This is a genomic window from Aeromonas sp. FL131, from assembly GCF_049860615.1.
GTDB lineage: Bacteria > Pseudomonadota > Gammaproteobacteria > Enterobacterales > Aeromonadaceae > Aeromonas > Aeromonas hydrophila.
Map to the genome: position 1 here is coordinate 5,161,410 of NZ_CP187595.1, position 12,947 is coordinate 5,174,356.

The 12,947-nt window shown below is 61.4% G+C and carries 11 protein-coding genes; 6 read left to right on the plus strand and 5 right to left on the minus strand.

Annotated elements, in window-relative coordinates; all coding sequences use genetic code 11:
* Positions 1-57: 57 nt before the first annotated feature.
* Together znuA and ACPW75_RS24090 are read left to right on the plus strand one after the other, a co-directional pair.
* Entirely contained in the window at positions 58-972 is a 915-nt protein-coding gene (gene znuA / locus ACPW75_RS24085) for a zinc ABC transporter substrate-binding protein ZnuA (RefSeq protein WP_045525532.1), read from the plus strand.
* 85 nt (positions 973-1,057) lie between these two features.
* A complete protein-coding gene (locus ACPW75_RS24090; protein ID WP_077095163.1) occupies positions 1,058-1,732 on the plus strand; it encodes a transglutaminase-like cysteine peptidase in 675 nt (224 codons plus the stop codon).
* Here ACPW75_RS24090 and ACPW75_RS24095 read toward each other — a convergent pair.
* Together ACPW75_RS24095 and ACPW75_RS24100 are read right to left on the minus strand one after the other, a co-directional pair.
* Positions 1,727-2,668, minus strand: a complete 942-nt coding sequence (locus tag ACPW75_RS24095; protein WP_077095162.1) for a TAXI family TRAP transporter solute-binding subunit — start codon at positions 2,666-2,668, stop codon at positions 1,727-1,729. The two genes, ACPW75_RS24090 and ACPW75_RS24095, sit on opposite strands and share 6 nt — an antisense overlap.
* Complete coding sequence (locus tag ACPW75_RS24100; RefSeq protein WP_077095161.1) at positions 2,668-3,960, minus strand: LapD/MoxY N-terminal periplasmic domain-containing protein; 1,293 nt, start codon at positions 3,958-3,960, stop codon at positions 2,668-2,670. Before ACPW75_RS24100 ends, ACPW75_RS24095 begins: the two co-directional genes overlap by 1 nt.
* A 260-nt stretch (positions 3,961-4,220) precedes the next feature.
* Here ACPW75_RS24100 and mepM point away from each other — a divergent pair, with 260 nt between their 5' ends.
* Positions 4,221-5,558, plus strand: a complete 1,338-nt coding sequence (gene mepM, locus ACPW75_RS24105; RefSeq protein WP_016352056.1) for a murein DD-endopeptidase MepM — start codon at positions 4,221-4,223, stop codon at positions 5,556-5,558.
* 66 nt (positions 5,559-5,624) lie between these two features.
* Here the strand turns inward: mepM and ACPW75_RS24110 are convergent, their stop codons facing one another.
* Positions 5,625-6,569, minus strand: coding sequence for a D-2-hydroxyacid dehydrogenase (locus tag ACPW75_RS24110; protein ID WP_017411249.1), 945 nt, complete (start codon positions 6,567-6,569; stop codon positions 5,625-5,627).
* A gap of 162 nt (positions 6,570-6,731) precedes the next feature.
* Between ACPW75_RS24110 and ACPW75_RS24115 the strand changes: the two genes are divergently transcribed.
* Positions 6,732-7,313, plus strand: a complete 582-nt coding sequence (locus ACPW75_RS24115) for a YjaG family protein (protein WP_077095160.1) — start codon at positions 6,732-6,734, stop codon at positions 7,311-7,313.
* Positions 7,314-7,361: 48 nt separating this feature from the next.
* On the opposite strand, the gene ACPW75_RS24120 is transcribed toward ACPW75_RS24115, so the two are convergent.
* Positions 7,362-7,841, minus strand: coding sequence for a MarR family winged helix-turn-helix transcriptional regulator (locus ACPW75_RS24120; protein ID WP_011707436.1), 480 nt, complete (start codon positions 7,839-7,841; stop codon positions 7,362-7,364).
* 163 nt (positions 7,842-8,004) lie between these two features.
* Here ACPW75_RS24120 and ACPW75_RS24125 point away from each other — a divergent pair, with 163 nt between their 5' ends.
* Together ACPW75_RS24125 and ACPW75_RS24130 are read left to right on the plus strand one after the other, a co-directional pair.
* Positions 8,005-8,532, plus strand: coding sequence for a hypothetical protein (locus ACPW75_RS24125; protein ID WP_011707435.1), 528 nt, complete (start codon positions 8,005-8,007; stop codon positions 8,530-8,532).
* A gap of 9 nt (positions 8,533-8,541) precedes the next feature.
* Positions 8,542-10,140, plus strand: a complete 1,599-nt coding sequence (locus ACPW75_RS24130; RefSeq protein WP_077095159.1) for a BCCT family transporter — start codon at positions 8,542-8,544, stop codon at positions 10,138-10,140.
* 93 nt (positions 10,141-10,233) lie between these two features.
* Here ACPW75_RS24130 and mutS read toward each other — a convergent pair whose 3' ends face one another.
* Positions 10,234-12,816 carry a DNA mismatch repair protein MutS gene (gene mutS, locus ACPW75_RS24135; RefSeq protein ID WP_077095158.1) on the minus strand — a complete coding sequence of 861 codons (2,583 nt, stop codon included), beginning with the start codon at positions 12,814-12,816 and terminating at the stop codon, positions 10,234-10,236.
* Between the last annotated feature and the right edge of the window lie 131 nt (positions 12,817-12,947).

Consider the following 12,947-nt stretch of genomic DNA (forward strand, 5'->3'; position numbering starts at 1 on the left):
ATAACAATAACGTTGGTTTGTTATATTATCACACACACACTTCCTGACGAGATCTCTATGCGAATTCTTGCCCTGATCACTGCCCTGCTGGCGGTGAGTCTGCCTGTCCGTGCCCTCGAGGTGCTGACCACCATCAAGCCGCTGGGTTTCATCGCGGCCGCCATCACCGACGGCGTAAGCGAGCCCAAGGTGCTGCTGCCGACCGGCGCCTCGCCCCATGATTTCTCCCTGCGCCCCTCCGATATTCGCAACATCAATGAGGCCGACCTGGTGGTCTGGGTCGGTCCCGAGCTGGAAGGCTTCATGGCCAAACCGCTGGCCAAGCATCCCCATGTGTTGACCCTGACCCGGGTCGAAGGGATGCCGCTGTTCGATTACAGCAAGCAGGCCGGTCACGAAGAACACACCGACGAGGGGCATGAAGGCCATGACCACGACGGTCATGAGGGGCACCACCACGAGGGTGTCGATCCCCACATCTGGCTGGGACCGACCCAGGCGCTGGTCATTGCCAATGCCCTGAGCGAAACCTTGAGCGCTCAGGATCCGGCCAACGCCGAGCGTTATCGCGCCAACCTGCTGGCGTTCAAGGCCAAGGTGGAGGCCAAGGACAAGGTGATTGCCGAGCAGATGAAGGCGGTGAACCAGAAGGGCTACTTCGTATTCCACGAGGCCTATGGTTACTGGGAGCGCCACTACGGCATGAGCTCCAAGGGCCACTTTACCGTGAGCCCGGACCGACGCCCCGGCGCCAAGACTCTAGTGGAGATCCGCAAGGCGCTGGAAGAGAAAAAGGCGAGCTGCATCTATGCCGAGCCGCAGTTCTCGCCGGCGGTGATCGAGTCGGTGGCTCGCAATACCGGTGCCAAGGTACTGCTGCTAGACGAAGTGGGTGAGCAGGTGCCGCTCGGCCCGGATGGCTATCCCCGGTTCATGCAGCAACTGGCCGACGCTTTCGCCGAGTGCCGCTGACAGACCCGCCGAGCCGTCGTGCTCATCGATGGGACGAGCACAGCCAACTATACTGACTTCCAGCATCTGACAGGGAGTGTCTTGTATGAAATGGCTGCTCGTTCCCACCTGCACGTTGGCACTATGCTGTGCCAGCGTGCAGGCATCCCGCCTCTCCGAATACATCGCCAGCCCCGAGTTGCGGGCAAAATTGCAGGAAGTGTATGGTGGTCGTGCCATTCAGCGGGCCGAGGCATTCTCTCGTCTGCTCACGCCTAGGGCCGGCACCACGGATCAGCAGAAGATCGAGCTGGTGAACAACTACTTCAACAACCTGACCTATAGCGATGATCCCAGGTTGTGGGGAGAAACGGATTATTGGGCCAATCCGCTGGAGTTTATCGGCGCCCGCGGTGGCGACTGCGAGGATTACAGCATCTCCAAGTACTACACCCTGATGGAGCTGGGGGTGGATGAGAAGAAGCTGCGGCTGGCCTACGTCAAGGCGGTACGTTACAACCAGTTCCACATGGTGACGCTCTACTTCGCGACCCCCAAGTCGGATCCAATGGTACTCGACAACATCAACAGCCGGATCCTGCCCGGCAGCAAGCGAACTGACCTTATCCCCGTTTACAGCTTTGATGCCAAAAGCATCTGGATCATGAAGTCCCGCCGTGAAGGGACGCTGGCAGGCAGTGCCGACAGGTTGGCACAGTGGACGTCGATGAAGACCCGGTTCTCCAGCGAGCAACTGCGCTCCCCCCGCCGCGAGCTATAGCTTGCCCGCGGTTTTCAACTCCTCGAAATATTTGGCCGCGCCCGGATGCTGATCGATGCTCAGTACCGGGCCGGTCTTATTGCGTGCCTGGTGGAACAGGTTGGCGTAGCCGTAGGTCTGCTCATTGAACTTGGTTTGCTGGGTCAGCATGGCCTTGGTCAGGCGGTAAACATCGGCCTCCGGCGTGCTGGCGGTGGTCACCAGGGTGGCTGCGATGGCAAAGGTCGGCGTCGCCTTGAGGTTGCCCGGATAGATGCGCGCAGGCACCTGGCTGCGCTGGTAATACTTCACCCCCTTGAGCAGTTGATCTCGGGTCGCCCCCTCGATCGGCAGAAAACGCACGGCGCAGCGTTTGGCTGTATCCAGCACGATGCGGTTGGGGTGACCCATCACCAGGCCATAGGCATCGATCTGCTTGCTGCAGAGCGACTCGGCCAGATTGGCCACGCTCTTGAGATCAAGATCCTGCTCCTTGGTGCCCAGCACGTTGAACAGGGCGAGCGCCGTCTGGCGGGTGCCTGAGCTCTTGAGCCCCATGTCGATGGGGGCCAGCTTGAGCTGCTCCAGGCTGGTGATATCGCCGTCGGCCCTCACCACGATAGTGAAAGGTTCGGCGTGGGTGGCGAAGATGGCTCTGAGCTCTGGCTGCGGCTGACTGGCATACGGACCCAGGCCGTGACTGGCCTGATAAAGCCAGTCCGACTGCACCAGCGCATAGCGGGTCTCGCCACTTTTCAGCTGGCGCAAATTTTCGATGGAGCCCGAGGTCGCCTGCAGCTTGCACTGCAATCCGGCATCGCTCTTGTTGGCCAGCCGGCAGAACTCTTTGGCGATCTGGTGATAGATCCCCTGCTCACCGCCGGTGGCGATGGTCATAGTGTCGGCCAGCAGCGGCAGTGGGCACAGCAGAGCGAGCAACAATCCGGTCTTGTTCATCATGCCTCCTTGCTGGCGTAGCCATCGATGCCCCAGTTGCGCAGGGTACCGATATCCTGAATGTCGCCGGCCTCCGCCAGCAGGGTGTAGCCCGCGCTGTGCAGGCACTGGGCTACCAGATTCCAGTAGAGCGGGGCCTGGGTCGGCTGGCAGCTGATGAAGACAGGGTTGATGGGGTCTAGCTGATTGAAGGTCTCGTTGGTCATCGGGATGGCGCTGAAAGCCATCTCCACGCCCTGTTCCTGCAAGGCGGCCAGCCGCTCCTGGGCAAGGGGCGGCACATGTTCCTGATCCCAGCGCCAGTCGAGGGTCTTGCCTCTGCCCTTGGCAAGCAAGGGGGAAAATTGCGTCCAGTCAGCGTGGCCGAGCAGGCTGAGCGGAAGTTGCAGTCCCTCGACCGTGTGGTGCAACCAGAGATCGAGCAGGTGCCGGATCTCGTCCGGCGAGCTGTCCAGCGAGGGGGTGACCTCTGGAATGAGACGGCTGTAGAGGCGAATGCTGCCCTGGGTCGAGAAGAAATGTTGCTGCAGCAGGCCTTCGCCCGCCTCAGTCAGGGTTTGCAGCGGCTGATTTGATATGGCGACCTGTTTGCTGAGCTGGCTTATCTTGAGCCGCTGTTGCAGCAGATCCCGTTTTCGTTCGGACACCAGCTGGTTGACCGAGGCCACCAGCTCCTTGAGATCCTGCAGCCAGGGGGAGGCCAGATTGCCGCTGAACTGGCGCTTGCGGATCTTCACCAACTGCTGGTTGATCTGCTCGAGCGGGCGCAGCAGCCGGTTGCAGACCCAGGAGATCACCAGGGTGAATACCAGCAGACCGGCCAGCAGCGCCGTACCGGTACGGCTGATGGCATTCCACAGGTGCTGGTAGGCATAACCCGTGTGCCCTTCCAGGGTGAGGGTGCCCAGCATGCGCCAGCCATCGGTCAGCTCCTGCTCAATTTTTACCGGCGGCATGTCGATAACAGAGGGAAGCCAGGTCGGCACGTTTTGCTGCGCCGTGTGGAAGACCTTCTGAAACAACACCTGGCCATCGGGATCCAGCAAGGTGACCGCACTGACGAAGCCGCCGTCGAACATGGCGTTGACGATGGTTTCGGCCAGTACCTTGTCATCGTTGAGCAGGGTGCCCTGCAGCACCAGGCCGAGGGCCGTGATGGCGGTTTCCAGATTGGCAGACATCTGATCGAGGATGGACTGGCGTACCGTGGTGACCTCCAGCATGAACAGCAGGATGGCCCCGGCCAGGAACAAGATCAGGATGATTCGATTTAACAGTTTCGCTAACGACATATCCACTCCATGGAAAAGTTATCGCAACATGCTGAAACCTTGGGTCTGATGCGAGCGGACCCGGCTCTTAAAAATAGGAAAAAAATGGTTAAAAAAGACGATCATTTCTGCCCATAAAGGAATGTTATGCATAAAATGTGAGGTTCATGCAGATTGCTATGAACTAATTGTGAGTATTTAGGTCAAACAATCAGTTTTATACGGTTTCATAACAAACAAACTGACCACTAACACCCTTAGATCTAATGACAGGATAGCGGATGAAACGTCTCCGTCCCTTGGTAGCGCAGGCCGCCAATTGGGAACCCCCGGTTCCCCGCAAACACTTTTACGCCATGCTATTGCTGACCGCCATGACGCTGTCAGCGGTAGCCATATTGCCAGCGCCGGGTGACATCCTGGAGCGGCCATTGCGTCTGGAGTTGCCGATCGCCACCAACGGCACCGCAACCAACGAAGACAATACGGACTTCAACGACATCCCGGATCACGAGCTGGTGGAAGCCGCGACCCCGGAAGATGACATCCCGACCGATGCCACCCCCCAGTGGCAGGATTATCGGGTACGAAACGGCGAAAACCTGACCACCATCTTCAACAACCTGGGTCTCTCCACCACCACCCTCTACAAGGTGCTGGATGCCGATACCAAGAACAATCTGGCACGTCTCAAGCCCGGTCAAACCATCGAGCTGCTGATTGATCAGGACAACATACTGCAGCAGATGAAGATTCGTCTGAACATCAAGCAGACCCTGATCCTGGAGCGCACCGACGACACCTACAGCGCCAACATGCTCAATGAAGAGGTGGAGTGGCAGAAGAAAGGGTATGACGGGGTCATCAACGGCAGCTTTTACGTCAGTGCTCGCAATGCGGGGATCCCGGCCAACCACATCCAGAAGATTGCCAACCTGTTCCAGTGGCGGCTCAACTTCGCCAAGGATCTGAAAAAGGGCGACAAGTTCAAGGTGCTGGTGCGCCAGGAGACGGTCGAGGGCAAGAGCACCGGCAATACCCAGTTGCTGGGGGTGGAAGTGTTCAGCCAGGGCCAGAGCGTGTCTGCCTGGTTGTCTGAAGATGGCAACTACTACGATGGCCAGGGCAACAGCCTGGAGCGCGGCTTCCGCCGTTATCCGACCCACAGCCGCTACCGGGTCAGCTCCAGCTTCAACCCGAACCGACGTCACCCGATCACCGGCCAGGTGCGTCCCCACGAGGGTACCGACTTTGCCCTGCCGGTCGGTACCCCCGTGATGGCAACCGGCGACGGTGTGGTGCTGAAGGCGACCAGCCACCCGCTGGCCGGCACCTATGTGGTGATCAAGCACGGTCGTACCCTGATGACCCGTTACCTGCACCTGAGCAAGCTGCTGGTCAAGCCGGGCCAGAAGGTGAAGATGGGTGACAAGATTGCGCTCTCCGGCAACACAGGTCGTTCCACCGGTGCCCACCTGCACTACGAAGTGCGGATCAACAATCGTCCGGTCGATGCCATGAAGGTCAAGCTGCCGATGGCTGAACCGCTCTCCGGCAAGGAGAAGCGCCAGTTCCTCGCCAAGGTGAAGAGCTATCGCAAGGAGATGGAGGCCGGTTGATGCCTCTCTCGCCGACATAAAAAGGCCCCGCCACTCTGGCGGGGCCTTTTTATTGGCTGATGGCCATCAATAGCCCTTGTCGAAGTCTATCTTGCCGTCCAGCGGTTGGCCGTCGATGAAGCGGATGTAGTTGCGCACGAAGATCTGGGCCACATCCTCGGGGAAGCTGTAGGCGCTGTTGTGCGGCGTGATGATGAGGTTGGGCTGGCCCCAGAGCGGGCTGTCGGCGGGCAGCGGCTCCTGTGCGAACACGTCCAGCACTGCCATGCCCAGCTTGCCGGTGCGCAGCGCCGTGAGCAGGTCACCTTCGTGGATGGCGTTGCCGCGCCCCACGTTGAACAGGATGGCGCCCGGTTTGCAGTGTTCGAAACGGGGAGCGGTGAAGAGGTGATGCGTCTCACGGGTGGCGGGCAGGACGCTGACGATGACGTCGGCCTGCGCCAGCACCTTGTTGAGGGCCGGCAGCTGATACACCTGATCGAAACCGGCCCGCTCGCGGCCGCTGCGGCTGATGCCAAGCACCTTCATGCCGAAGTGCTTGCCGGTGTGGGCAATGTGCTGGCCTATGCTGCCGGTACCCAAGATCAGCAAGGTGCGTCCCTTGAGACCGTGATAGGGGTGGCTTTGCCACAGCCGCTGCTTCTGTTGCTCCCGATAGAGTGGCAGCTGGCGCATCAGGCTGAGCAGATGGCCAAACACGTATTCGCTCATCAGCGGACCGAAGATGCCGCGCACGTTGGTGAGCTGATAGTCGCGGCGGCAGCTGGCATCCAGCAGCACGTCGACCCCGGCGTAGGTGGACTGCAGCCAGCTGAGCTTGCCGGCCTTGGCCAGCAGCGGCTTGGCTCGCGCCGGCTCTGCCATCAGGATGTGGGCTTCGCCGATCAATTTTTCGGCCTCGCCCTGGTTGTCGGCCCGCAGAATGCGCAAATGGGGGAGGTGGGCCGCCTTGAGCAGGCGCTCGTAGTGAGCATTGTCCTGGCTGAGCAAAAGAAGGGTACGTTGACTCATACTCTTGTTCCTTATCAGATTTGCGGCGCGGGAGAGAGGCCGCTCTGTCCTCATCTTACCCGAGTTGACCGGCCAACATAGCCGACCAGGCCGCTTTTTCGTTTTCGCGCGGCCCCTCGTGGGCTACAATCTGCCCCACATTTTGCAAAGGATCCGACTCCAGTGTTTGGTGACAAGTTTTATAAGCGACTGGCCGAGCTACAGCCTTGGCAACAGACCGTCTACACCCTGGCGCTGGCAGAGCGCATGTACCCCAACTATGCGCTGTTTTCCCAGGCCTCCGGTTTCGGGGATGCGAAGGCATTTCGCCACGCCCTGGATCAGATGTGGAATTACCTGACGGTGAAGGGATCCCGCGTCAATCTGGGGGCGATCCTGGAGGCGTTTGAAGTCTATATTCCCGAACCTGGCAAATTCGAGTCCTACGGTGCCTATCCGGCGCTGGATGCCTGCGTGGCGCTGGGCTGTGCCTACAACTCGGTGATCTGCCGGGTGGGTGAAGAGGCCAACGATGCCAGCCATGCGTCGGTCGGTACCGTGGCCGGTTTCATCGAGATGCTGGAAGAGCGCGACCTCACCGACGAGGAGCTCTACGAACACGAATACATGGAAGCCGAGCTGGAGTTCCAGGTCGAGCTGCTCAAGCGGGTTGCCCATGAGCGCGACAGCGACCGTATTCTGGCCGTCAAGGCCTTTGCCGCCCAGGATGGTGTCTCCAATATCGGCATCAGTCTGGAAGAGTGAGCGCACTCTTCCCGGCCCATAAAAAAAGCTCCCGTTCGGGAGCTTTTTTTATGCCCGCTCTTCGGTGAGGGGCCGGACGCTCAGCACCGGGGCCGCATCTATCTCGTCGGCATTCATCATGGCCGAGATGCGCTGCAGGGAAGAGAGCAACAGGGTCTGTTCCCAGACCTCAAGTGCCTGAAAGCGCTGGATGAAGCGCTCCTGCAGCGGGGTGGGCGCCTGGGCCAGCAGGGCACGGCCTGCGTCAGTCAGCGTCGCATGCACCTTGCGCTTGTCGGTTTCGCTGCGGATGCGCTGCACCAGCTGGCGGCTCTCGAGGCGGTCCATGATGGTGGTGGCGGTGGCCTGGCTCATGTTGGTGTGATCCGCCAGTTGGCGCATGGAGATCTGGCCCAGCTCGTCGATCCCCTTGAGCAGCAAGAGCTGGGGCGAGGTCAGGCCGGCCTCCTTGATCAAGCGCTTGGAGTGCATGTCGATGGCACGAATTATCTGGCGCAGGGCGACCAGCACTTCATCATGTTTTTCCATGGGGAACGAATCGTCGAGGGGCTGTTGAGAGGCGCAAAATTCTCCGCCTAATTCGTCACAAGGTCAATATGGTTTTTACTGTAATGATTTCTGCTCTAATCATTTTTGTGTTAGGTTAGCGGGCATTTTCCGAATTTTGACCCGACCTTTGAGGAGCAAGATGATGAGTGACGAACTGGACATCAAGTCGCTGGCGGCCGACCTTCGGGTGGTCAGAGTGCGTTATGAGCTGCCTGACACCTCGGCTTTCGTGCGTTACCAGCCTGCCTATGACGAAGACCCCAACAACCTCAAGGTGCACCACTACGATGGTGAGCTGCCTCTCTCCTGCAGTGAGACCGGTTCTTTCAACCTAAAGGAGTTGGTGAATGAATTGCGTTACGCCTATGTGCTGGTGCACCTCTTCCCGGACGAGAGCGCGATGAACTTCTATCTGACCGGCCTTGATACCGGTCTGGCCCAGCTGGAGTTCATCGGCGGCTCTTACGACTTCAACCGGCTCTGGATCACCAGCGGCATCTCCAACCTGGGCGTGCCCATGGCCATCTTCCTCGGCAAGCGTCATGCGGTGAATGGCCAGCCTTCGGTCAGCCTGGTGGACCACCGGGTGCAGACGGCCGGCAAGCTGGTCTACCGCGCCATCGGCGGTGCCGGCGATCACGTGGGTGAAGACTTTTTCAACAACGACTAAGGAGGCCAGATGAGAGCAAGCAAAGGGCTATTCAAAGGCCTCAACCCGACCATGGCCATGACGGCGCTCACCGTCATCACCCTGTTCCTGCTGTTCGGGGTGTTCGTCCCCGAAACGGCCGCCAGCTGGTTTGTCGGCGCCAAGGATCAGATCATTGCCGGGTTCAAGTGGTACTACATTCTGGTGGTCGCCCTGTTCCTGTTCTTCGCTGTCTACCTGATGTTCAGCCGCTTTGGCAGCATCCGGCTGGGTGACGACGACCAGGTACCGGAGTTCGGCTACTTCGCCTGGTTTGCCATGCTGTTCAGCGCCGGCATGGGCATAGGCTTGGTGTTCTGGAGCATCGCCGAGCCGATGAACCACCTGCAGGGCAACCCCTTCATCACCGAAGGGATGACCCCGGAGGCGGCCCAGATCGCCATGCGCCTCACCTTCTTCCACTGGGGCCTGCACCCCTGGGCCATCTACGTGATCGTCGGCCTGTCGCTCGCCTTCTTCAGTTATCGGCGCAAGCTGCCGCTGGCCATCCGCTCCGTGCTCTATCCGCTGCTCGGCGATCGCATCTACGGCTTCTGGGGCCACGCCGCCGACGTGCTGGCGGTGTTCGGTACCGTGTTCGGGGTGGCCACCTCCCTTGGCCTGGGGGTCTCCCAGATGAATACCGGTCTCAACCAGATGTTCGGCATGGAAGTATCGCAAGCGAACCAGCTCTGGCTCATCGGCGGCATCAGCCTGATCGCCACCCTGTCGGCGGTCTCCGGGGTCGGGCGGGGGGTCAAGCTGCTCTCCGAGCTCAATATCTGGTTGAGCGTGTTCGTGCTGAGCCTCTTTCTGGTGCTGGGGCCGACCACCTACATCCTCAACGCCTATGTGCAGAACATCGGTGACTACCTGCAAAACATCGTCAAGCTGAGCTTCTGGACCAACACCGAGGCCAACGGCACCTCGGCCTGGCAGTCGAGCTGGACCGCCTTCTACTGGGGCTGGTGGATTGCGTGGGCGCCTTTTGTCGGCATGTTCATCGCCCGTATCTCCAAGGGGCGTACCATCCGCGAATTCGTGCTCGGCGTGCTGCTGGTGCCCTCGCTGCTCGGCATGTTCTGGCTCACCGTGTTCGGCGGTACCGCCATGAATCTGGAGCTGTTCGGCGGTGGCGGCGTGGTGGCCGCGGTCAATCAGGACGTGACCCTGGCGCTCTACCAGACGGTGGAACTGCTGCATTGGGAGACCTTCGGCTGGATCGCCAAGGGGGTGCTGACCCTGCTGATCTGTACCTACTTCATCACCTCCAGCGACTCGGGCACCCTGGTGATCACGACCCTGCTCTCCATCGGCGATCAGGATCCTCCCGTGCTGCACCGTGCCATCTGGGGGCTGGGCCAGGGGCTGGTGGCCGCCATCCTGCTGGTCTCCGGCGGGCTGGCCGCCCTGCAGGCCGCCAGCATCATAGCGGCGCTGCCCTTCTCGGTGATCATGCTGGCCATGTGCTACTCGCTGATGCTGGGCCTCAAGCAGGAGAGCCAGCATCAGTTCGAATACCGGCAAAAGCTCAAGCGCCACGACGGTTCAACCCACATGAGCCTGCTGGAGCGGATCGGGCCGGCCTGACGTTGCTTCATCCTGTTGCGGCCGCCATCAAGCAGCTAAACAAAAGGGGAACCTCGCGGTTCCCCTTTTTCATGGCTGATCAGCTGCCGCTGGTCACAGCATCTGTTTGAGGCGATAGAGCAGATCCAGCGCCTGCCGTGGGGTGAGCTCGTCCGGGCGCACCGCTTCCAGCTCATCGACTACCGGATGGCTCTGGGGCGCCATGGCCACCGGGACCGGGCGAGATTCGCCAGCGGCCACCGGGGTGGCGCTTTCCAGCTCGTGCAGTTTGTGACGGGCCTGCTGGATCACCGATTTCGGCACTCCCGCCAGCGCCGCCACCTGCAGCCCGTAGGAGCGGCTGGCTGCCCCCTCCTGCACCGCGTGCATAAAGGCGATGGTGTCGCCGTGCTCCACCGCATCGAGGTGGACGTTGGCCAGCCCGTCCATCAGCTCCGGCAGACGGGTCAGCTCGAAGTAGTGGGTGGCGAACAGGGTGTAGGCACCGATCTTGCTCGCCAGCTGTTCGGCGCAGGCCCACGCCAGCGAGAGGCCGTCGTAGGTGCTGGTGCCGCGACCTATCTCGTCCATCAGCACCAGGCTGCGGGCGGTGGCGTTGTTGAGGATGTTGGCGGTCTCGGTCATCTCCACCATAAAGGTGGATCGGCCGGAGGCGAGATCATCCGACGCCCCGATGCGGGTGAAGATACGGTCGATGGGACCAATGCGAGCGCTGTCGGCCGGCACGAAGGCGCCGATGTGGGCCAGCAGCACGATCAGCGCGGTCTGGCGCATGTAGGTGGATTTACCGCCCATGTTGGGGCCGGTGATGATCAGCATCCGCCGCTCCCGCTCAAGCCGGATCGGGTTGGCGATGAAGGGGTCGGTCATCACCTGCTCCACTACCGGATGGCGGCCCGCCTCGATCAGGATCTGATCCTCGTCGATGAGCGTCGGGCAGCGGTAGTCCAGGGTCTCGGCCCGCTCGGCCAGGTTGGCCAGCACGTCCAGCTCCGCCAGCGCGGCGGCGGACTCCTGCAGATCACCGAGGTGCGGCAGCAGAGCATCGAGCAGCTCTTCGTAGAGGCGTTTTTCCAGCGCCAGCGCCTGGGCCTGGGCGGTGAGCACCTTGTCCTCGTACTTTTTAAGCTCGTCGATGATGTAGCGTTCGTTGTTCTTGAGGGTCTGGCGGCGGATGTAGTGGGCCGGCACCAGGTGGCTGTTGGCACGGCTCACCTCGATGTAGAAGCCGTGCACCTTGTTGTAGCCCACCTTGAGGGTGTTGATGCCGGTCAGCAGCCGCTCGCGCTCCTCGATGCGGGCCAGACTGGCGGTGGCACCGTTGGCCAGATCCCGCAGCTCGTCCAGCTCCTGGTTGAAGCCGTCACGGATGACGCCGCCATCGCGGATCAGCACCGGCGGCACCTCCATCACGGCGCGCTCCAGCAGGTCCAGCAGTTCGGGGAAGGTGCTGGCGCGTTCGCGCAGCTGCTGCACCGCCTCGTGTTCGCTCTCCGCCAGCAGGCGCTGCAATTCGGGCAATTGGGCGAAGGCCTGCCGCAGCCGGGTGAGATCGCGCGGGCGGGCCGAGCGCAGTGCCAGGCGCGCCAGCACCCGCTCCACATCGCCGACCTGACGCAGCAAGCCGCCCAGCTCGTCATAGAGGTTCTGCTCGATGAGCTCCTTGATGGTGCTCTGGCGGCCTTTGAGGATCACCCGATCGCGGATCGGCTGATGGATCCAGCGCTTGAGCAAGCGGCTGCCCATGGGAGTGGCGGTGCAATCCAGTACGGCGGAGAGGGTGTTGTCGTGGCCGCCGGCCAGATTCTGGGTCAGCTCCAGATTGCGGCGGGTGGCCGCATCCATGATGACCGCATGATCGGGCTGCTCGAGGCGCACGCTGCGAATGTGGGGCAGGGCGGTGCGCTGGGTGTCTTTCACGTATTGCATGAGGCAGCCGGCGGCGCACAGGGCGGTCTCGCTCTGCTCGACGCCGAAGCCCACCAGATCCTGGGTGCCGAACTGCTGGCACAACAGCTTGCGGGCGGTACCGAGCTCGAACTCCCACTCCGGGCGGCGGCGCAGACCGCGGCGACCCTCGACATGGTGCAGGAAGGCGAAGGATTCGGGGTAGAGCAGCTCCGCCGGATTGGTGCGCTGCAGCTCCGCCAGCAGGGTCTCTTCTTTCTCGAACTGGTTGATGAAGAAGCGGCCGGAGCCGATGTCCATGGTGCCGTAGCCGAAGCGGCGGCCATCGTGGTAGACGGCGGCGATCAGGTTGTCCTGCCGCTCGCTGAGCAGCGCCTCGTCGGAGACGGTGCCCGGGGTGATGATGCGAATGACCTTGCGCTCCACCGGCCCCTTGCTGGTGGCGGGATCCCCCACCTGCTCGCAGATGGCGGCGGACTCGCCGAGCTGCACCAGCTTGGCCAGATACCCCTCGATGGCGTGATAGGGCACCCCCGCCATCGGGATGGGGCTGCCGGCCGACTGGCCACGCTTGGTCAGGGAGATGTCGAGCAGCTGGGAGGCCTTGCGGGCATCGTCGTAGAACAGCTCGTAGAAGTCGCCCATCCGGTAGAACAGCAGGATCTCCGGGTTCTCGGCCTTGAGGGTCAGATACTGCTGCATCATGGGCGTGTGGGCGCTGAGATTGGCACCTGGCGCGGTGCCGGTAGATTGGTGTTGTGCGGTCATGTGCGATTCCAGAAGGGGCCTCTGCGGGCCAGTGTCTGCGGTGATGAGCCTTGAACTTGATGGCGCCATTCTACACATAAGCAGGGCGGCGGGGGAGGTCGGGTTCCGGGGTTGTCTCTGGCTGAGCGGGT

Coding starts and splice junctions, on each gene's coding strand:
- znuA (WP_045525532.1), top strand. CDS start 58: ATGCGAATTCTTGCCCTGATCACTGCCCTGCTGGCGGTGAGTCTGCCT.
- ACPW75_RS24090 (WP_077095163.1), top strand. CDS start 1,058: ATGAAATGGCTGCTCGTTCCCACCTGCACGTTGGCACTATGCTGTGCC.
- ACPW75_RS24095 (WP_077095162.1), bottom strand. CDS start 2,668: ATGAACAAGACCGGATTGTTGCTCGCTCTGCTGTGCCCACTGCCGCTG.
- ACPW75_RS24100 (WP_077095161.1), bottom strand. CDS start 3,960: ATGTCGTTAGCGAAACTGTTAAATCGAATCATCCTGATCTTGTTCCTG.
- mepM (WP_016352056.1), top strand. CDS start 4,221: ATGAAACGTCTCCGTCCCTTGGTAGCGCAGGCCGCCAATTGGGAACCC.
- ACPW75_RS24110 (WP_017411249.1), bottom strand. CDS start 6,569: ATGAGTCAACGTACCCTTCTTTTGCTCAGCCAGGACAATGCTCACTAC.
- ACPW75_RS24120 (WP_011707436.1), bottom strand. CDS start 7,841: ATGGAAAAACATGATGAAGTGCTGGTCGCCCTGCGCCAGATAATTCGT.
- ACPW75_RS24125 (WP_011707435.1), top strand. CDS start 8,005: ATGAGTGACGAACTGGACATCAAGTCGCTGGCGGCCGACCTTCGGGTG.
- ACPW75_RS24130 (WP_077095159.1), top strand. CDS start 8,542: ATGAGAGCAAGCAAAGGGCTATTCAAAGGCCTCAACCCGACCATGGCC.
- mutS (WP_077095158.1), bottom strand. CDS start 12,816: ATGACCGCACAACACCAATCTACCGGCACCGCGCCAGGTGCCAATCTC.